Origin of the sequence: Providencia sp. PROV210 (assembly GCF_028479445.1) — a bacterium.
Taxonomy (GTDB): domain Bacteria; phylum Pseudomonadota; class Gammaproteobacteria; order Enterobacterales; family Enterobacteriaceae; genus Providencia; species Providencia rustigianii.
In genome coordinates this window covers 52,961-74,334 of sequence record NZ_JAMPNQ010000013.1, presented here as the reverse complement: position 1 = coordinate 74,334, position 21,374 = coordinate 52,961, and the positions used below count along the sequence as shown (strand labels likewise).

The window sequence follows — 21,374 nt, the reverse complement described above, 5'->3', positions numbered from 1 at the left end:
TTTGGAGCGGGAAACGAGACTCGAACTCGCGACCCCGACCTTGGCAAGGTCGTGCTCTACCAACTGAGCTATTCCCGCATTCCGGTTCTTGGTGCTTTAATCGTGCCGATAAAACCAAAAAATCTCATCGGTACGGGGAGCGCATTATACGAAAAAATAGGAGACTAGCAAGCCCTTGAGCCCAATTTTTTTATTTTTTTGTTCATTTGTTGATAAATTCATCACAATGATGATTTTGTCATCGAGATTGTTAATCTTCTTTCTCAAGACGTTAACATTGTTAACTTTTCTATTAAACACCTTACTTTGTTTATTTTACTAATCTTGTATTGGCTGCTGTATAGGCTGTACTCGCTTCCCTTTTTCCTATAGCAATAACAAAAATAACAATTTCCGAATGAATAACTTGATAAACTAAACGATAGCCTGAAGAGCGCAATTTAATTTTATAGCAACTTGACAACTCTCCATGTAACCGAGCTGACTCAACATGCGGATTTTTTTGTAGTTTTTTCAGTTTATTTTTAAATTGATCTCGAATACTGCTATCAAGTTTTTTCCACTCCTTTAAAGCTCGTTCATCAAACTCAATACTATATATCATCCAAATTTACTCTGATTCGTTTTGCTGGTTTTTTCAAACGCTCACGAACTACTGCCAAAATTTCATCATCAGCATCACTTTCACTCACGACAACAGAAACCTCAGTAAAAGGTAATTTTTTATTCTCTGCTACATATCGTAAAAATAATCTGAGTGCATCAGATGGGGATAAATTTAATTTTTCAAAGGCTTGAAATGCCTCTTTTTTTAATTGTTCATCGACTCTAATTTGTATTGTTGTCATCACCATACTCCAGTATTTTCTGAGTTTTATTCAATAGAATAACGTAATGACAGATGTAATGCAATTTGCATTACATCTATGACATCTATCACTTAATAAACGTTTCTCGATAATAGACCAGTTCAGCGATTGACTCTCGGATATCATCCAACGCTTGATGGGTCCCTTTTTTAGTAAAACCCGCTAAAATTTCTGGTTTCCAACGGCGCGCTAACTCTTTCAGAGTGCTCACATCGAGGTAACGATAATGGAAATAGCTTTCTAACTCAGGCATATAGTTGAATAAGAATCGGCGGTCTTGTCCTACACTGTTACCACAGATTGGTGATGCCCCTTTTGGAACCCATTTCTCTAAGAATTCGATTGTCGCTAACTCAGCTTCACGTTCATTGATCGTGCTTTTACGAATACGATCGACCAAGCCGCTGCCAGTATGGGTATTTACGTTCCATTCATCCATCAGAGCTAATTGTTCTTCCGTTTGATGAACGGCAATAACAGGACCTTCCGCTAAAATATTTAAATTGCTGTCCGTCACTATGGTCGCAATTTCAATAATACGGTCGCGGACAGGATCGAGTCCGGTCATTTCTAAATCGATCCAAATTAAATTATTCTCATTCTTTTGCATGATATGCCCTAACTGAATACGGTGGAGTTAAGGTATGATAGCACCCTTCATGCTATGAGTTATAGGTGTGTTGCTGTTGTGTGGCATGCCCAATTAGTATTATATAGACACTACATTATTCAAGTGAGAGAGGTCAGGTGGCTAAGCAGAAATTGTCGAAAGGTCAACAACGCCGCGTACAAGAAAATCATCAAAAAAGATTGAGAAAACAAAAGACAATCGAGATTGATGATAGTCAATTAGGTGAAGCTCAAGAAGGCTTAGTGATTAGCCGTTTTGGGCAACATGCTGATATCGAATCCGCAGACGGTACCGTACAACGTTGTAACCTGCGTAGAACCATTTCATCTTTAGTGACTGGGGATAAAGTCGTATGGCGTCCCGCAATCAACACTCAAAGTGATATAAAAATCAATGGCATCGTTGAAGCTGTGCATGAGCGACATTCTGTACTGACTCGCCCTGATTACTACGACGGATTAAAGCCAATCGCTGCCAATATTGACCAGATCGTTGTTGTTTCCGCGATCCTACCTGAATTATCCCTCAACATTATCGACCGCTATTTAGTGGCTTGTGAAACCACTGGGATCCAACCGGTTATTGTCTTAAATAAAGTCGACTTATTGGATGATGAGAATCGCGAATGGGTGAGTGACCTCATGACCATTTATACTGATATCGGCTATCAAGTGTTAGAAGTCTCTAGCCATACAAGTGAAGGAGTGGAAGCGCTCACTAACGCTCTAGCAGGTAAAGTTTCTGTGTTTGTAGGGCAGTCTGGTGTCGGTAAATCCAGCTTATTAAATACCTTACTACCGCATAATGCAGAAAGTATTTTAGTGAATGATGTTTCAGATGGCTCAGGCTTAGGGCAACATACAACCACGGCCTCCAGACTCTATCACTTTCCACAAGGCGGCGATGTTATTGACTCCCCAGGTGTTCGAGAATTTGGTTTGTGGCATCTCACCACGGAACAAGTGACCAAAGGATTTGTCGAATTTAAAGATTACCTTGGCGGATGTAAATTCCGTGACTGTAAACATTTAGATGATCCGGGTTGCTTGCTAAGAGAGGCAATGGAAGAAGGTAGAATCGCTGAGTCACGCTTTGAAAACTATCACCGTATTCTAGAAAGTATGGAACAGGTCAAACCTCGCGGTAACTTTACAGCCAAAGATAAATAATTCCCAAATCAGTCTAATATTAGTTAGTGGGCGCTTACATTCTTCGATGAATTAAAGCGCTTTCTGAAATAACTCGAAAGCAATTCTGTTTCAGATACAATAGCGCCCTTTTACTAACTTACCTTTAATAATCAGAGGTTAATGTGCTAGATAAAATCAAGATCCGCTTGCAGTTTTTACTTCCTAAACAAGGACTTACTCAACTTGCAGGTTGGTTCGCTAGTCGAAACGTTGGTATTGTTACCCAATGGGCAATAAAACTGTTCGCCAAAGCTTATAAAGTGAATATGAATGAGGCGCAAAAAAGTGAGCTAACTGCATACTCGACTTTCAACGATTTTTTCATCCGTGCGCTTAAAGACGGAGCACGCCCTATTGTTGAACCAGAGCATCAACTTGCACAGCCTGCTGATGGTGCAGTAAGCCAATTAGGTCCAATTGAAGATAACCTTATCTTTCAAGCTAAAGGACACAACTATACCGTTGAAGCCTTACTGGCAGGCCAATATCAATTAGCTGAAAAATTCCGTGGTGGAGACTTTATTACCACTTACTTATCGCCAAGTGATTATCACCGTGTCCATATGCCATGCGATGGCTTATTAACGGAAATGATTTATGTGCCTGGAGATTTGTTCTCTGTAAATCCATTAACTGCGGCTAATGTGCCTAACTTATTTGCACGTAATGAACGTTTAATCTGTGTATTTGATACCCCATTTGGCACTATGGTACAGATTTTGGTGGGTGCGACGATTGTCGGCAGTATTGAAACGATCTGGACTGGATGTGTAAATCCACAACGTGAAGGTGTTATTAAGCGCTGGACTTACCCTGAACAGCATTCTGAAGGTGCTATCTTCCTGAAAAAAGGCGAGGAAATGGGTCTGTTCAAATTAGGGTCTACCGTGATTAACCTATTTGAACCTAACAAAATTCGCTTTAATTCATCGTTGATCCCAGGTTACGCAACTCGTATGGGTGAGCTACTTGCAGAGTCAACTGAAGCACAACACACTGAAAAAACTAGTTAATTATTTGAACTATAATTAACTAAGCTATTATATCTCTGAAGGAGCTCCTCACTGTGCGTTTGATTATCAGTTTTTTAATTAGCCTGCTAATCGTATTTTCATCTAGCGCAGCACCTATTTCTGCGCAAGATGAAGCGCTGATTACACAGGAGCTCAAACAGCTAGATCCAAGTAAGAACCCGAAAGATGCTGAGATGGCTCAAGCATTACAAGGCGCTCTTAATTGGATCAATGAAGCCCGTGAGGCGGATAACAAGGCAAAGTCATATCAAGATGCCATTGATAACTTTCCTAAAATAATCAAAGAGATTAGGCAAAATCTACTCAGTGAATCCGATACGCCATCCCCGATTCCGACAGGCATTAGCTTAAGTGAATTAGAACAAAATATTACCCTTTTGAGCAGTCAACTGCTCGATCAGGGACGCTTAATGCAGCAGGAGCAAGATAAAGGTCGAGAGATCAGTGAATCTCTGAATGCCTTACCCCAGCAACTATCCGAAGCTCGACGTCAGTTAACGGATGCATCTGCTCGTTTTCAAGCGCTCAGCACACCCTCAACACCTTTAGCAGAAGCTCAATATACTCTCGCTCAAGCCGAAGTGAGTGCTCGCAAATCTATAGTTAATGAATTAGAAATGGCGCAGCTCTCCGCCAATAATCGCCAAGAAATTTCGCGTATGGCCCTTGAACTGGCGAAAAAACGCTATCAACGCCTTGAGCTCGAACTACAAAAATTACGCGATTTTCAAAATAGTCAACGCCAGCAAAAAGCTATTCTGGCATTAGAGCATACTGAAATGCTCGCAGAGCAAGGGGAATTGACACCGTTCCTAAAAGAACAGCTCGATATCAACCGTAAAATGTCTCAAGAATTGACGGAACAAGCTCAGCGTATGAGTGAAATTACCGCCAACCAAGCTGAAATATCGACGAATATCCGTAATGCTCGCCAAACATTGTCGACCATTCGAGAACAAGCACAGTGGATTAGCAGCTCAAGTACTTTAGGTGAGGCACTGCGCACCCAGCTTTCACGACTCCCTGAAATACCTAAAGGGCAACAACTTGATCGTGAAATGGCCGATCTACGAGTTCAACGTTTGAACTATGAAGATATGTTGGAGCGCTTATCCAAGCTAGATGTGTCAGTCCAAGAAACAGCTCAGGATTTCGATTCAACACAGTCTCAAGTCTATCAGTCACTGATGAAGACGCGTAAAGAGCTACTGACGTCTCTGATTTCAGGTTTTGATACCGAGATGCTGGAACTCACGAAGCTCAATGTCTCAACAGGGCAGCTGACTGACGCATTGAAAGAAGTCAAAGACGCGTCAAATCGTTACCTTTTCTGGGTTGCAGATGTTCCACCGATCAGTATTCACTACCCAGTGCTTGTCGTGACAGATATGACCCAGCTCTTATCTCTCGACACCTTGACACAGCTAACTGGTGCTCTTCAAGTTATGGTCACCAGCCAAGACTCTTTTTTATATCTGCTAGGATCAGTCATCTTGGTGATCTTTAGCCTGAGTACTCGCCGTCACTATCAAGCATTTTTGGACCGTTCGAGTTTACGCATTGGTAAAGTGACACAAGACCGTTTTTATCTCACCATTCGTACTATTTTTTGGTCAATTATCGTTGCACTACCGCTCCCAATGATGTGGTCAGCGATCGGTTACGGACTGCAAAGTGCGTGGCAATACCCAATGGCAGCTGCAATTGGGTACGGTGTGAGTGCAACAACGCCGCTTCTATGGTTGTTTATGATCAGTGAAACATTTTCGCGTCCAACAGGGCTATTTATCGCCCATTTTGGTTGGGATAAAGATGCGGTAAAACGCGCAATGCGCCACTATCGCTTAGCTGTTTTTGTGATTGTCCCGCTGGTAATGGCATTGATAACCTTCGAACATTATAGCGATAGAGAATTTGCAGCGACTCTAGGACGTTTATGTTTCTTAATTCTTTGTGTCGCATTAAGCCTGATTACTAATAACTTACGCCGCTCCAAAATCCCCCTATATTTAGATAGACATGGTTCAGGGGACAATATCATCAATACGGCTTTATGGTGGTTGATATTTATTGCTCCCGTGATTGCGGCTTTCTTCTCTGTTTTAGGTTATTTTGCGACCTCTCAAGCCCTATTAGCGCGTTTAGAGACTTCAGTGGCGATTTGGTTCGTGATTTTAATCATCTACCATACCATCCGCCGTTGGATGTCGATGCAGCGCCGCAAACTGGCTTTTGAACGTGCCAAGCAACGACGTGCCGAGATTTTAGCCCAGCGAGCAAAAGGCGAAGATGATTCTCAGTCTCCCAATGCAAGCGGAGAAGGAAGCATTGATATCGAGGAGCAAGTCATTGACCTTGATGCTATTAGCACGCAGTCCGTCGGGTTGGTTCGCTCTATTCTAACCATGATAGCCCTAGTCTCCTTAATTTGGCTCTGGTCTGAATTACACACGGCATTCTCATTCCTTGAAAATATTCGATTATGGGATGTAACGTCATCCATTAATGGTGTTGAGACAGTCCAAGCCATCACTATGGGATCGATTTTCATCGCTATTTTAGTGATTATCGTGACTGCACAATTAGTTCGTAACTTGCCTGCGTTATTGGAACTTGCCGTTCTACAACACTTGGATTTAACCCCTGGAACGGGCTACGCCATCAGTACATTGACCAAATATAGCCTGACAATTATCGGGACAATCGTTGGCTTCTCCATGCTAGGGATTGATTGGTCAAAATTACAATGGCTCATCGCTGCGATGGGGGTAGGGTTAGGTTTCGGTCTACAAGAGATCTTTGCCAATATTATATCTGGCTTGATGATTTTATTTGAAAAACCAATTCGTATCGGGGATACCGTTACAATCCGTAACCTGACGGGTAGCATTACCAAGATCAATACCCGAGCGACCACGTTAACTGACTGGGATAGAAAAGAAATTATTGTTCCGAATAAGGCATTTATTACTGAACAATTTATTAACTGGTCACTCACTGATACGGTAACCCGTATTGTCATGACAATCCCAGCGCCAATTGATGTAAAAAGTGAATTAGTCACAGATACCATTTTGCGAGCAGCCGAACGTTCAACGATGATTTTGAGTAATCCAGCCCCTGAAGTTTACTTAGTTGACTTGCAGCAAGGGATCCAGATTTTTGAATTACGTATTTTTGCTGCTGAAATGGGACTTCGTATGCCAGCACGCCATGAAGTTCATCAACTGATTTTACAAGCCTTTGCTGCTCAAGGTATTAGTCTGCCATTCCCGCCATTCCAAGCGCGTGTGGATATTCGTGAAAACGCAATACAAAGTGCCACCAGCAACGTCACTGGTCGCAATCCACCCCGTAAATCGGGTGAACTTTAATTTGTCAAAACTGAGGGGATTTCCCCTCAGTCTTCAACCTTAAGGTATTCGCTGAATATGACCCAAATCATCACTGAACAAGATGAAATTATTAAGCTAAAAGTGGCACAATTTGAACGAATTGGTTCAATTCTATTCTTTTTGATCCCACTGGTTATCTTGCTTATTGTGGGTAAAACCTTTGCCTTTAATACACTGTATTTATGGCAAGGATTTAGCGTACTGTATCTGCTAGTTTACCGTTTTCAAGTCAGTAAATTATCAACAAAACAGCTGCAATTGAGTGTGCGTCGAGGATGGGGATATAACCGATTTTACCGATTTTGTTGGGGATATTTGATTTTATCGATGATAGGTTTAGCGGGATACCACCTGATATCCCACTAAAATTTACGCTTAGAAATTAACTTTCTTCATTATTATTGCCGTAGGTTTTAATGTAATTATCAGCAAGCTTTTGGGCTTGTTTTAACTCATCGGCACTTAACTGTTCAGCAATTTTCTTTTGCAAGCGCTGGCTTTCTTTATTGCCACTATAAACCGCTGTAGACAGCCATGCATAAGCCTGCTGGAGGTTCTTTTTAACCCCTTTCCCTTCTGAGTACATAACGCCTAAACGGTCTTGAGAATTAGCATCACGCTGTTTTGCTGCCTTTCTAAACCAGAAAACGGCTTTTTCATTGTCTAATGCAACGCCACTACCGATTGAATACATTTGCCCAATTTTAAACTGAGCAATCACATTCCCGCTTTGAGCCGCTTTTCTATACCAGTACGCGGCTTTTTCGAGGTCTTGTTTAACCCCTAAACCTTGTGCATACATGGTTGCCATGTTGGTTTCTGCACGAGTATCGCCATTTTTTGCAGCTTCTTCATACCACAACATCGCTTTATCATAGTCACGGCGAACACCAAAGCCATTGACATACATCGTTCCCAAACGGAACTGAGCATCAGAGTTACCCTGATCCCCTGCTTTAATAAACCATTCTGCGGCTGTTTTTGAGTCTTGGGAAACGCCTTGACCTTTAAAGTAACGTTCGCCCAAAATAAACTGAGATGCTGGGTCACCTTTCTCGGCTAACTGCGTAATGTGCTCTATCGTAGTCTGTTCCCCTGCGGTTGAATTGGCAGAGGTGGCAAGTAACAATGAACTATAACAAACAGATCCTAACAACAGCGCTAACGCAATTCTTTTCATCCTAAGCAATCCTCACCGTGCAGTATGATAACTGATAACTCCATGACACCCGTTAATATCGGCTAATCTGCAAGATTATATAGCCTAAACACTCTTTCCATACTCTGTAGTTTAAATTTACTGGTAGACCGACAAAATAGGATAAAAGACTTAATTTATATAAATAGCACTTTTCGTTACCATTTAGGAGCAAAAGGCAAATAAAAAGCCAGATAGTCATTTATTCTATCTGGCTTAATACTAACAATCATGCAAATTTACTTATTTGTTGTCCAAATATTTACTTCTTAGATAACGAGCCACTGCATCGTCTTTATTCGAACCAATCACTTCCATATGTGGAAGTTGATCTTTCAATAATTGATGTGCATTTTGCATAATGCAGCCTTTCCCTGCCAGCGTTAACATTTCTTTGTCATTCATGCCGTCACCGAAAGCAATACAGTCATGGGTACCAAAACCGTGAAGTGCCGTCACTTGTTTTAACGCCTCACCTTTAGATACTGACCCCGCCATGACTTCTAAACAGCTGCGTAAGGAGAAAGTCACGTGCACTTTGTCTTGCCAACGATTTTGAATACGCTGTTGCAGATCCACCAATAGGTCATGGTCTTCGCTCGTGTAATACACTTTGCAAACTTCATTCGTTGGAAAATCATGACGATCAAACAGTTGATAATTAAAAACTGATTCTTTAAAAAATTCTTTCTGTTCAGGGCTTTCGCGGTTAATAAACCAGTCATCACCGTGATAATAGTTGGTAATAATCTCAGGATGATCAAACTCCATTAAACAGAGTTCCTGAGCAATTTTAGAATCAACATTATGCTCAAAAATCAGATCCCCATTGGTATTGTGGATACGAGCGCCATTGGAGGTGATCATATACGCATCAATACCTAACCCATCACGGATCTGTGCCACATCGACATGATGACGTCCAGTTGCAAACACAAAGCGAACTTCTTCAGAAGCCACTAGTTGTTTTAATGTCTCTTTCGTATAAGAGGTTAAATCATGATTGGGAGATAAAAGTGTTCCGTCCAAGTCGGAAGCAACAACCGGATATTTCATACAGAATTCCCTAACAATAGCTAATGCTGGTCAAAAAAATCACAAATTGCATTTAGAGCCATCGCTCTTAATGCATCGATTTCAAACAGGATTTCGTGGTGAGCCCCTTCAATAATGAGAGGTAATTTTTCTTCTCGTCCTGTTTGCGCTTTTTGTCGGCTTTGACAAAAAGCTTGTAGCTCTCGATTGCTGACCACTTTCTCTTCGCTAGCTTCTAGCAATATCAGTGGGGTATCAATCTCTCCCGCTTTCGCAACCAGCTCTCGGCCAATCGCAAAACTTTCTCGTAACCAGTGGTAAGTTGGACCACCGAGACGTAATTCAGGATAATCCGCATAGTAACGTAAGTAACGTCGATAGCGTTCTTGGCTATGGGTTAATACATTGATTAAATAAGGTAAAGGCTGCCATTTACCCGTCGAAACCGCATAATCATTACGTACACTTCGACGAGGTTCTGCCCGCTCTACAATAAAACTCGCTAACCAATGAGGCATCGGTAAATTAACGCCAATCATCGGTGCACACAATGCCGCTGCGTCAAACGTGACATTATCCCGTAATAAATAACCCGCTAGAATCGCCCCTCCCATTGAGTGAGCTAAGGCATAACATTTGGGATAATGTCGATATTTGATTTCTAAATCAATAAACGTAGCAAAATCGTCAATATAGTCGGTAAATCTTTCCACATGCCCTTTTTGGGGATCCGCCAACATACGCCCTGATCGCCCTTGGCCTCGATGATCAATAATAAATACATCAAAACCTAAGTGATAAAAATCATAGGCAATTTCAGGATATTTTACATAACTTTCACTACGACCGGGTGAGATAACCACGGCTTTATGATGCTTGGCATGAATAAAACGGACATAACGGATAGGAATATTATCAACACCTAGAAACTCATCTTCTTCACGCAATTGCCAAAAATCTAAAAGTGGACCGTTGGTAAAGGCCGAAAACTCAGTTTCTCGATTTAACCAACTGGCTTTTAGGTTATCTGGCGTCATGCAGTTTTATCCTCATTCATAGCCTTCTAGGTGGTCTTGGATCAGCGACATAAACGCATCTCCAAAACGTTCTAACTTGCGTTCTCCAACCCCATTAATCAGTAATAGCTCAACGGGTCGGGTTGGGCAATGTTCTGCCATTTCAATCAATGTGGCATCGTTGAACACCACAAATGGCGGGATATTATTTTCATCGGCGATCGATTTGCGTAACTTACGAAGTTTGGCAAATAATTTCTTATCATAATTGCCATGATAAATTTTCGTTTGTTGATTCCGGCTTTTTGTGACTAAAACTCTTGGCACTGCCAATTGAAGAGGCATTTCCCCACGCAGTATCGGTCTTGCGGCTTCAGTTAATTGTAGAGCAGAAAAATGCGCAATATTTTGCGTAATCATACCAAGATGGATTAATTGGCGGATCACACTGACCCAATGTTCATTGCTTTGCTCTTTGCCAATACCGTATACCGGTAATTTGTCATGACCTAATTCGCGGATACGTTGATTATTTGCGCCTCTCAGCACCTCAACAATATAACCAATCCCAAAACGTTGCCCCACTCGATAAATACAGGACAAAGCTTTTTGTGCGTCCATCAGCCCATCGTAACGTTTTGGCGGATCTAAGCAGATATCGCAGTTGCCGCAGGGTTGCTGGCGATTCTCACCAAAATAGTTGAGCAGAACAAGACGACGGCAAGTTTGAGCTTCCGCAAAAGCAGCAATGGCATTTAATTTATGTCGTTCAATATCTTGCTGCATACCCGCAGGCTTTTCTTCTAAACAACGACGCAGCCATGCCATATCTGCGGGATCGTAGAATAAAATGGCTTCAGCTTCGACACCATCTCGTCCGGCACGCCCTGTTTCTTGATAGTAAGCTTCAATATTGCGAGGAATATCGAAATGAGCCACAAAACGTACATTCGATTTATTAATTCCCATTCCAAAAGCCACAGTTGCTACAACAATCTGTAAGTTATCTTTTTGGAAGGCATCTTGTACCCACTCACGCTGGGTGTTATCCAACCCTGCATGATAAGCCGCAACGCTCAGACCCCGCTTTTGTAAACGTTCAGCAGTCTCTTCTACTTTAGTGCGGCTATTGCAATACACAATGCCAGATTTACCTTTTTGCCCTTTAATAAAAAACCAGAGCTGATCTAACGGCTTGTATTTTTCAACTAACGTATAGCGAATATTTGGACGGTCAAAGCTGCTGACATGCACTAAAGGATCGTTCAATTCCAACAAACGAATAATATCCGTGCGCGTAGCTTCATCCGCCGTCGCTGTCAGCGCCATCACTGGGACATTGGGTAATGTGCGCCGTAATTGGCCTAACGCACGATATTCTGGACGAAAATCATGCCCCCATTGCGAAATACAATGGGCTTCATCTACCGCTAAAAGGGTAATATTCCACGAGCTAAGCTGCTGAGAAAAATAGTCCGTCAGTAACCGTTCTGGCGCCACATACAGAAGTTTAATTCGCCCTTCTGCACATAATTCCATAATTTGGCGCTGCTCAAGTGGGGTCTGCGAAGAGTTTAAACAAGCAGCTTCAACGCCATGCAACTTAAGTTGATCAACTTGATCTTTCATCAAGGAAATTAACGGCGATACCACCAACGTAATGCCCGGCTTAACCAATGCAGGAACTTGATAGCAGAGAGATTTACCGCCACCGGTTGGCATTAAAACTAAGCAATCGCGACCATCAAGGATCCCTCCAATGACAGCTTCTTGTCCTGGACGAAATGATTGGTAGCCAAACGTACTGTTTAGCACATTTTCAGCCAGTGAAAGTTGATTGAGCACGCAAGCGGTAGACACGAATTTCCTCTACAGATTGAAACAAATAGCTGCTCGATAGGAGCAGCTATTGGCAAGATATTACCCTGAAACTTAAGGGATGTCTGCTCAGATTACATCATATCATTGAGCATTACGCCGATCCCGAAACGGGTTTGGCGGTGGTCATAGTCTATCATTGACTCACCATAACCGCTAAATAACTGGGTATAAAGTCTCACATGTTTCGTCAATGGATAGCTCCAGCCTAACTCTGCATTACCGTAACCCGAATTCCAATTATAGTGACCTGCGGCAGTCAGTACGCTATCCCCAAGAGCATAACCCACTTTCAAACGGTAATATCCGAGATATTTGTTGATATCTGGGTTGTCATCGCTACTTTCACTTTCTGGAATGCGATACCAAGGCTTCAGTTCCACCTGCCAGTTACCATTTTGAGCCATCGCTCGGGCATAAATACGGTTCCAACTACGCGAAGTTGGATCTGAGCGGCCATTTGATTCATGGTTAAAACCCGTTTCGAATTCACGCAATGTCCAACCCGCTAACTCATTATCCAACGCCCAACCGACAAAAATTTGCGGCTCATAGTTGGTTTCACGAAACGGTGACGACTCTTTTTTATTACTTAATTGCCACCAAGAGCGTTGTGTATAAGACGCCGCCAAAACTGAGTTTTCCCCTGCAATGCCTCGCCAAATAGGGAATGCTAAACTTAATTGGAATTTGACTTCATCCTTTAAAGCATCTTTACCCCAGTCATAACTGGATATTGCTTGTTTATTAATCGATGAAGTATAAGTATAAATAATGTAGTTCGACTCATAGGGATACAATACAAACGGGTTATCATAATTTTGCAGTAACCCTGAGATGACACTCCCTCGAACCGGTGTATTTTCTAATGTACTTTGTTGTTCAGGCTCGTCGGTATTTTCTGTGGCTAAAAGTGAAGCAGACCAGAAACAGAGCACAAAACTCAACAACATTTGTAAAGCGCGCATTCGCCATTCCTATTTCAGCAGCAATAAAAAAAGTTTGTCGTATTTTACACCTAAAAATGATTACCTGATGCAAGATTATTCATTTGTTTTATAGATATTACCACAAACATAATGGTAACTTATCATTAACATTTCAGACAGGATCTCGCCAATGAATGACCGTATCTATACTTTCGATGAAGCCAGTAAATTCATGAGTGATGCATTTATCTATAGAATGCCTTTTAACCAGCTACTCGGTATTGAACTTTTGCAAATAAGCGATGACTTTGTACAACTGTCTGTCAAGAATCGCCCTGAACTCATTGGTAATTTCACCCAAAATATTTTACATGGCGGCGTAATTGCTTCTATCTTAGATGTCGCAGGTGGCATGGTATGCATCAATCGTATCCTGAAACGTATCGAGCCTCTCGTTCATCAAGAGATTGCAGATAAGATGTCAAAAATGGGGACCATCGACCTGCGTGTTGATTATTTACGTCCCGGCAGAGGTGAGGTTTTTATCGCCAGTGCCAGTCTGCTACGCGATGGTAATAAGATCGCCGTGACTCGCTGTGAACTACATAATGAAAAAAATCAGCATATTGCCACAGCCACAGCCACCTATTTAATTGGATGAAACAATTTGGCAAATAATTAATAACCTCATTAACTAATAGCTTGTAAAAAAACCTGAGCGATGTCACATTAATGGCATCACAAATCGAGCCAAAGAACGTATTGGCCTCGGTCTCTCAGTTTGACTTTATATCAATTTCAGAGCTATTCATGAGCCAGCAAAATACTACCAAAGGCGTATTATGTGCCTTGGGCGCCTATTTTATTTGGGGTGTCGCCCCTATTTATTTTAAAACGATTAAAGAAGTCCCCGCCGAAGAGATTTTGACCCACCGTATTATCTGGTCATTTTTCTTTATGTTGATACTGCTCACGCTCTCGCGTCACTGGAGCTATTTCCGCCAAGTATTAAAACAACCTAAAAAAATATTAGTTTTAGGTGTTACTGCGGTCACTATCGCATCTAACTGGCTGATTTATATCTGGGCAGTCAACAACGGTCATATGCTACAAGCCAGTTTAGGCTATTTTATCAACCCATTAGTTAACGTTTTGTTCGGTATGCTATTTTTGCATGAACGTTTTCGTAGAATGCAGTGGGTTGCTGTAGCACTGGCTCTCACTGGGGTTCTGATCCAACTATGGCAATTTGGTTCAATACCAATTATTGGTTTAAGCCTTGCAGTTACATTTGCCACTTATGGGCTACTACGCAAAAAACTGGGTGTTGACGCACAAACAGGTATGACGTTTGAAACCCTATGGTTACTCCCTGTTGGTGTTATCTTCTTGTTATTCTTTGCAGATAGCCCAACGAGTAATATGACCATGAATAGCTGGACATTAAACCTATTGTTGATTGCAGCAGGTATTATTACCACAATTCCTTTATTACTTTTTACTGAAGCTGCTAACCATTTACGCCTTTCCACTCTGGGCTTTTTCCAATACTTAGGCCCAAGTATTATGTTTTTACTGGCGGTCTTTATGTATGGTGAGGTAATGACACAAGAATTGTTAATTACATTCGGGTTTATTTGGGTTGCATTAATTTTATTTACTTTAGATGCATTATATACCCAACAAAAGCTAAGACGAAAACAACATTAATTTTGCTAACTTATGGCGCTAACAACCATAAATGCTATTTGAAATAAATCCTGACCTTAATATTAAATTTATATTAAGGTCAGCGTTTCATTAAATGGAACTTTATTCGTTAATTTAATTAATACAATTAACCTGTTTATTAGCAAATAACCCTCTATCATTTCTTTGCATCATTATAAAATTTAAATAAAAAATAAATTATTCAATAAATTCAATTGGTTAACCTAAAAATCAATACTTGATTTTATACAAATAATAATTCATATTTAACTTAATTTAATTCAAAATCAACTTATACCCCAAATACATCAACTCATTGAAATAAAACAGTATATTTATTTATAGAAATAAATGATTGCTTAATAGTAACTTGATAATTATATTGTACGCCGCTTGTATTCACCCCAGCGGATGGTAATGGTCCGATTCATTACTGACGTTTCATTAAAGTGCGCACGATGTCAGGTATTTATATCTGCCCTGGTGCGAGGTTTTCTGAAATTGAATACAAGGCGTTCTACCACATACCTAATTAATTCATTTAAGTATGTAAAAAATACAAAAACATGTAGTGCTATAGCTTCCGTTATATGGCTGCATTTTAGGTTCGCTCCGCCTGTCTATTCAGAAAGAGCTGACGTTGTTAAGGGCTTTTGGGAAGGGCTTCAAAATGCAACAGAATACCGTTCACATGAAACGTGTACTGACCACCCCTGCGTTAGTGTTTTTCGGGCTGGCCTATATGGTGCCTCTCGGAATTTTCACCACCTATGGACAAGTGACTGTATTAAGTGAAGGGCACCTGCCTATCGCTTATTTAATTACACTCGCTGCTGTCTTTTTTACTGCCATGAGCTATTGCCGCATGACGAGCGCGCTCCCTCTTTCTGGGTCCGCATACTCCTATGTGCAAAAAACCTTTGGTGGTACTCTTGGATTCTTAGTCGGTTGGGCACAGCTCCTCGATTATCTATTCCTACCGATTATCAACTACATTGCAATTGGGATCTTTGTCCACGAAGCTCTCCCTAATATTCCAATGCCAGTCATTATTTGTAGCACAATTGCCATTGTCAGCTTAATGAACATTTTGGGTATCAAATTGGTATCTTGGATGAATATGCTGATAATTCTGATGCAATTTGTCTTCATCGCTGTCTTTTTATATATCTGTTTCCAAAACGCATTTGTCTTGGACATGGATGCATTAATGGCTCCGCTAACGGTAATGTCTTCACAAGCTTCCGGATTATTTGCTGGAGCAGCCGTGCTCTGCTTAGCGTTTTTAGGCTTTGATGCTATTTCAACCATGGCGGAAGAAACCAAGGATGCGCGTCGCTCATTACCAAAAGCCATTCTGTATACGGTCTTTATTGCCGGTGCGATGTTTATTGCCATTTCTTACGGTGCCCACTTGATGTACCCAATGTGGCAAGACTTCATTCCGAATACGGATGTCGCCAGTCTCGCGGTGATGCAAAACGTTGGCGCTAAAATGCAACTTATCGGCGCATCTCTAATGGCATCTAGCTTTATCACCGCCTATGTCATCGGTGTGTTTGCGTCTGCAATGACCTCACAAGCAAGTATTGTGCGTATTTTCTACGCAATGGGCCGTGAAGGCGTATTGCCGCGTTCATTCTTTGCTTACTTGCATCCACGTCTGAATACACCAATTTATTCGATTATCTTTGTTGCGGTGGCGTCATTGTTATCTCTGGTATTGTCACTGAGCATGGTGGCGTCCATGATCAGCTTTGGGGCATTAATTGCGTTCACTTTTGTGAATTTGTCAGTGATTAAACATTTTTATGTCGACCGCAAAGCCCCTCTTGATAGCACCAAATTGCTGACCTGCTTAGTTATGCCATCCATTGGTGTCATACTCACTTTATGGTTATGGACAAGTCTAGATGCAGAAGCCTTCACTGTTGGCTTATGCTGGCTAGCCGCAGGGGCAGGTTACCTCACGCTTCTGACTCATGGTTTTACTCGTCGTCCTCCGGCTATTTCTGACGCCGAAACCGAGATGATTATTAATTAATTTTTACTATTCGACTTAATGATTACGGGGAAGCTAAGCCTTCCCCGTTATTTTTTTAATTCTGGCTCCTAACGAGCCCTTGATACAGACGGTTTACGATGAATAATAAAATTGCTGATGTTATTTATTTCAACGGTTATATCTATACCGCAGACGGTCAAGATAGCGTTGTTGACGCTATTGCCTTAAAAGAAGGTTATATTCTTGGGACGGGGACATCAGATGAATTACATCAATATGTAGGACCGGAAACGGAAAGTATCGATCTTGAAGGTAAGATGATGATGCCGGGGATCATTGATGGACATATGCACCCATTTTGGGGTGGGATTCAGCTGTTCGGTTGTCACCTAAATTATGAATCCCTGACTATCGACCAAATTTTACAGCGCGTGCAAGATCACCTCGATAAAGATCCTCGTACCGGCGAAAATGACTGGCTAAAAGTCACTGCATGGTTACGCCAAGGCATGTTACCAGCAGGTATTGATATGTACCGTGAAGATATGGACAAGCTCAATACAAAGCGCCCAGTGGTACTATTTTCCAATGACTGCCATACCTTATTAGCCAATAGCCGTGCCTTAGAATTATTTGGCATCACTAAAGAAACCCCCGATCCAGCAGATGGCAAAATCGGTAAATATGAAAATGGTGAACTTAACGGTATTTTGGAAGATGCTCCTGCAATGCGTGCTGCCGATAGCATCCCTTCAATTCGTGCAGATCAGGCTGTCGAAGTCGCCGAATTAGTCCAAAAAGTTCTCAATCAACAAGGCGTTACCATGGTGATGGATGCGCGAGTTTCTGAACAGCAACTTGAAGCTTTCGCACAGTTACAGCAACGTGGCGATCTCACTTTACGCTTTCAAGCTGCCCGTGAAATTACTCCAGATAATACGCCAAATGTCGCTGCTGTTGCAGCAGCAGTCGATGAAGCCGTCGCATTTGCGAAGAAATGGCACCAAGCACAATGGACTCCTGAACCGGGAATTGGTCTGCGTAATATCAAAATGTTCGTGGACGGCGTGCTGCAATATCCAACCATGACCGCATCATTATTACAGCCATACCGTGTGAATAAAGGGACAGATAGCGCACCTAATTGGGTAGAAACTGATAACTACGGTGACCTGTATTTTACGGCTGAAATTCTTGATGAACTTCTCGAAAAAATTGCAGCTGCGGGCTACGATCCTCACTTACATACCGTAGGTGAAGGCGCGGTTTCCATCGTCTTAGATGCCATTGAAAAAATGCGTGCCGCCCATCCTGAAAAAGATATCCGCCCAGGATTAGCACATAATGAATTAGTTGATGCAAAAGATTATGAGCGCTTTGCGCGTTTAAAAACGATTGCTTGCCTCTCATTCCAATGGGCTGCACCAACACCAGAGTTAGCAATTTTTGAAAAAAATATGCTGGGTGAAACCCGCTTTGAACAACTTGAGCCTATCGCAAAATTCATTGATGCGGGTGCCGTTGTTGCTTTTGGTAGCGACTGGCCAATTGATGATTTCGATGAATGGTATGATTTGAAAGTCGCAGCAACCCGCCGTGGACGTGATATTAACGGGCAACCAGCCCCAAGACTGGATAACGACCGTGATATGACCGTGATCGAGGTTCTACGTTCAGCGACCATTGATTCAGCCTATGCGCAACATCGTGAAGATGTTTTAGGATCGCTTGAGGCGGGTAAATTCGCGGATATGATCGTGCTGGATCGCAATGTATTTACCATCCCTACAGATGATATTGAAAATGTGAAAGTGCTGCGCACTATTGTGGGCGGAAAAACCGTTCATATCGCTGCATAGTTTTTTTAATTAGTTAAAATAGTAAAAGTGCCCCAATTATATTGGGGCACTTTAGTTTGGGTGCTTGATATCCCAACCGGTAATAAGAAAGAAGAAAGAGTGGGAAATTAACTGTCATTAAACTGAATTAATTTAGGTTAAATCAACTTAATTTCCCTACTCGATGATTAATTGATTTCGTAATCCAATTTCACCTGAACAACTGTATTGTCATTATCAATATGCAAATAGCTTAATCTATCCTTTATTAAAAATGAGCAACCCAATATTGTTACGCAAATAGAAACTACCGCTATCATTGCGTACTTTGTCATTTCTCCTTGACCTCTTTTTTATTAAGAGGCACACTCCCGATTGTGTGGTTGGGAGTGCAGCCTCGTTGGTGAATATCACTAACGGGGCTTTTTCTTTCCCAGACCAAAAATAAATGCTTGAACTGAGTAAGATCAAGCACCCAGCAAAAGAGTAGCAAAGTTAAAATAGTGAAAATATACCTATTTACGCTTATCTTAATGAAATATTTTTATAATATTCAAATCTAGAATTAAATATAAATTTGAGTTTTTCATTATTATTTATCATGAAAATAATTAATTTCTCATTTATTAATTACTTTAGGATAAAGATTGATTTTACACTTTTTTTCCCTTCCCTCTTGCAAAAGAAAAATGTTCTCGTTACTATCCGCCGCGTTTTCATTCATTCAATTCACTGCAAGGAGGTTCATCATGACAACAATTAATCAAACTCTTTGCGGGCAGAACCAGAAATAGTCTTAGACGTTAAAAATCGTTTTAAACGTTAGTTCAGCTATCTTCTCAAAATTTGCCTGCTAATCACCTTATTTTTCACATTAAAAATGAGTTAATAGCTTATGGGCAATACCCTTCATTCTGTGGGCGAACATATCCGTTATATCGCGACAGAATCTACATGGATTGAAAGTAAAGCAATCCAGCAATTACAAATAACCGCTAATTTACCCAACATGGTTTCTGTGGTCGGCATGCCTGACTTACACCCTGGGCGTGGCTACCCAATTGGTGCTGCATTTTTCTCCGCTAAACGCTTCTATCCGGCGTTGGTGGGTAACGATATCGGCTGTGGCATGAGCCTGTTCCAAACCGATATTAAGCGTGCCAAAGTTAACTTGGATAAGCTGGAAAAACAGCTATCTGAAATGACGGATCATGCACCATTGGAGTGGCTAGATGAGCACGTTCCTGAGTTCATGAAGTCCCATGATTTTATGGCATCCCTCAGTTCCATTGGGGGCGGTAACCACTTCGCGGAATTCCAATCCGTCGATAAAATCGTAAACCAAGCGCTGTTTGAGCAAAGCGGTCTTGATAAACAAAAATTATTGTTGCTCGTACACAGTGGCTCGCGTGGTTTAGGGCAATCTATTCTACGTCAACATGTTGAAAAACATAGTCATAATGGGCTGGATGAGCAATCTGATGATGCTGAAATTTACCTCAACGCACACCAAGACGCACTACAGTTCGCACAAATCAACCGCCAATTAATTGGACTGCGGATGATGCAACAAGTTAAGACATCTGGAGAGCAGCGTTTCAGTCTCAATCATAATCTTGTAGAGCCATGTCGTATCGACGGTATTGACGGCTGGCTACACCGCAAAGGCGCCACGCCATCAGATAGAGGTTTCGTGGTTATCCCCGGTTCTCGCGGCGATCACAGCTATTTAGTCGCACCGATTGCCAGTGATTTAAGCTTAAATTCCCTTGCCCATGGCGCAGGGCGAAAATGGATGCGAACGGAATGCAAAGGTCGTTTATCTCATCGTTATACGCCGTTACAGCTATCTCGCACCGCCTTGGGCAGTCGCGTTATTTGTGCAAACAAACAATTGATTTATGAAGAAGCACCGCAATCCTATAAATCCATTGAGACCGTTATCGAAAGCATGGTAAACGTCGGCATCATTCAGGTTATTGCCCGCTTAGCGCCGGTGATCACCTATAAAACGAGCGGAGATTGCTAATGACATTATTACAATTTTCCTCAGCTCAAGGGCCGGATGAATGTTGCATCGCCGTGGAAAAAGCTTTTTCCTGCTTTTTAAAAGAGGCCGCTTTGTTAGATGTTCAAATTGATGTGTTGGAGTCTTTTCCCTCAAAACAGGGGTTAAAGTCCGTGTTAGTCTCCTTAGAGGGGAAACAGAGCGAGCAACTGGTCAACGTGTGGAGTGGAACCGTTCAATGGCAATGCCAAAGCCCCTTACGACCACGTCATAAACGCAAAAACTGGTTTATCAGCGTGATTGCGTTTTCGCCTATCCAGCCTTTAGAAGAGAGTGAAATCGAATATGAATTTACGAAATCTCAAGGTGCCGGTGGCCAGCATGTGAATAAAACTTGTTCTGCGGTACGTGCCAAGCATGTCTCAACAGGGATTAGTGTGAAAGTCCAATCAGAGCGTAGCCAACATGCAAATAAGAGGCTAGCGAAAGAGTTAATCCATTGGAAGCTCAGTGAATTTCAATCTCAACAGAGAACGGATCTCGATAAACAACGTCATCATTCTCACTATCAGATTGAGCGTGGAAATGCATCAATAACGTTTGTTGGGAATGAGTTTAAACGAGTTAACTAAGTTATG

18 protein-coding genes and 1 tRNA gene are annotated in these 21,374 nt (G+C 41.7%); 10 read left to right on the top strand and 9 right to left on the bottom strand.

Annotation, left to right across the window (positions count from 1 at the left end; all coding sequences use genetic code 11):
• Positions 1-2 precede the first annotated feature (2 nt).
• From PR761_RS10415 to orn, 4 genes are all read right to left on the bottom strand, one after another.
• A tRNA-Gly gene (locus PR761_RS10415) sits at positions 3-78 on the bottom strand.
• Positions 79-310: 232 nt separating this feature from the next.
• Positions 311-604: a type II toxin-antitoxin system RelE family toxin gene (locus PR761_RS10410; RefSeq protein WP_112837460.1), complete on the bottom strand. Its 294-nt coding sequence runs from the start codon at positions 602-604 to the stop codon at positions 311-313.
• Positions 594-848 (bottom strand): type II toxin-antitoxin system RelB/DinJ family antitoxin, encoded by a 255-nt coding sequence (locus tag PR761_RS10405; RefSeq protein ID WP_039854881.1) that lies wholly within the window; start codon positions 846-848, stop codon positions 594-596. The genes PR761_RS10410 and PR761_RS10405 overlap by 11 nt, the downstream gene beginning before the upstream one ends.
• A gap of 88 nt (positions 849-936) precedes the next feature.
• Positions 937-1,479, bottom strand: coding sequence for an oligoribonuclease (orn, locus tag PR761_RS10400; RefSeq protein WP_006814571.1), 543 nt, complete (start codon positions 1,477-1,479; stop codon positions 937-939).
• A gap of 137 nt (positions 1,480-1,616) precedes the next feature.
• On the opposite strand from orn, the gene rsgA reads away from it, so the two are divergent.
• The 4 genes from rsgA (at position 1,617) to PR761_RS10380 (ending at position 7,485) form a co-directional block, all read left to right on the top strand.
• Positions 1,617-2,669, top strand: a complete 1,053-nt coding sequence (rsgA, locus tag PR761_RS10395; protein WP_112837461.1) for a small ribosomal subunit biogenesis GTPase RsgA — start codon at positions 1,617-1,619, stop codon at positions 2,667-2,669.
• A 143-nt stretch (positions 2,670-2,812) separates the two neighbouring features.
• Positions 2,813-3,703, top strand: a complete 891-nt coding sequence (gene asd, locus PR761_RS10390; RefSeq protein WP_006814573.1) for an archaetidylserine decarboxylase — start codon at positions 2,813-2,815, stop codon at positions 3,701-3,703.
• 53 nt (positions 3,704-3,756) lie between these two features.
• Positions 3,757-7,098: a miniconductance mechanosensitive channel MscM gene (gene mscM, locus PR761_RS10385; RefSeq protein ID WP_006814574.1), complete on the top strand. Its 3,342-nt coding sequence runs from the start codon at positions 3,757-3,759 to the stop codon at positions 7,096-7,098.
• A gap of 57 nt (positions 7,099-7,155) precedes the next feature.
• Positions 7,156-7,485 carry a hypothetical protein gene (locus PR761_RS10380; RefSeq protein WP_006814575.1) on the top strand — a complete coding sequence of 110 codons (330 nt, stop codon included), beginning with the start codon at positions 7,156-7,158 and terminating at the stop codon, positions 7,483-7,485.
• 16 nt (positions 7,486-7,501) lie between these two features.
• Here PR761_RS10380 and PR761_RS10375 read toward each other — a convergent pair whose 3' ends face one another.
• The 5 genes from PR761_RS10375 to pldA all read right to left on the bottom strand — a co-directional run bounded on the left by PR761_RS10375 (position 7,502) and on the right by pldA (position 13,199).
• Positions 7,502-8,299, bottom strand: a complete 798-nt coding sequence (locus tag PR761_RS10375; protein ID WP_006814576.1) for a tetratricopeptide repeat protein — start codon at positions 8,297-8,299, stop codon at positions 7,502-7,504.
• Between the two features lie 261 nt (positions 8,300-8,560).
• Positions 8,561-9,373, bottom strand: a complete 813-nt coding sequence (gene yigL, locus PR761_RS10370; protein WP_006814577.1) for a sugar/pyridoxal phosphate phosphatase YigL — start codon at positions 9,371-9,373, stop codon at positions 8,561-8,563.
• A 20-nt stretch (positions 9,374-9,393) separates the two neighbouring features.
• Positions 9,394-10,389: a lysophospholipase L2 gene (pldB, locus tag PR761_RS10365; RefSeq protein WP_006814578.1), complete on the bottom strand. Its 996-nt coding sequence runs from the start codon at positions 10,387-10,389 to the stop codon at positions 9,394-9,396.
• A 12-nt stretch (positions 10,390-10,401) separates the two neighbouring features.
• Complete coding sequence (recQ, locus tag PR761_RS10360; protein ID WP_115164774.1) at positions 10,402-12,228, bottom strand: ATP-dependent DNA helicase RecQ; 1,827 nt, start codon at positions 12,226-12,228, stop codon at positions 10,402-10,404.
• 92 nt (positions 12,229-12,320) lie between these two features.
• Positions 12,321-13,199 (bottom strand): phospholipase A, encoded by an 879-nt coding sequence (gene pldA / locus PR761_RS10355; protein ID WP_316245566.1) that lies wholly within the window; start codon positions 13,197-13,199, stop codon positions 12,321-12,323.
• A gap of 166 nt (positions 13,200-13,365) precedes the next feature.
• On the opposite strand from pldA, the gene PR761_RS10350 reads away from it, so the two are divergent.
• From PR761_RS10350 to prfH, 6 genes are all read left to right on the top strand, one after another.
• Positions 13,366-13,836, top strand: coding sequence for a thioesterase family protein (locus PR761_RS10350; protein WP_006814581.1), 471 nt, complete (start codon positions 13,366-13,368; stop codon positions 13,834-13,836).
• Positions 13,837-13,985: 149 nt separating this feature from the next.
• A complete protein-coding gene (gene rarD / locus PR761_RS10345) occupies positions 13,986-14,885 on the top strand; it encodes an EamA family transporter RarD (protein ID WP_126462400.1) in 900 nt (299 codons plus the stop codon).
• Positions 14,886-15,555: 670 nt separating this feature from the next.
• Positions 15,556-16,929 (top strand): APC family permease, encoded by a 1,374-nt coding sequence (locus PR761_RS10340; protein ID WP_154610757.1) that lies wholly within the window; start codon positions 15,556-15,558, stop codon positions 16,927-16,929.
• 98 nt (positions 16,930-17,027) lie between these two features.
• Positions 17,028-18,749, top strand: coding sequence for an amidohydrolase (locus PR761_RS10335; RefSeq protein ID WP_006814584.1), 1,722 nt, complete (start codon positions 17,028-17,030; stop codon positions 18,747-18,749).
• Positions 18,750-19,623: 874 nt separating this feature from the next.
• Positions 19,624-20,757 (top strand): RNA ligase RtcB family protein, encoded by a 1,134-nt coding sequence (locus PR761_RS10325; protein WP_154610755.1) that lies wholly within the window; start codon positions 19,624-19,626, stop codon positions 20,755-20,757.
• On the top strand, positions 20,757-21,368 hold the full coding sequence (gene prfH, locus PR761_RS10320) for a peptide chain release factor H (RefSeq protein ID WP_006814587.1): 612 nt from the start codon (positions 20,757-20,759) through the stop codon (positions 21,366-21,368). The genes PR761_RS10325 and prfH overlap by 1 nt, the downstream gene beginning before the upstream one ends.
• Positions 21,369-21,374 lie beyond the last annotated feature (6 nt).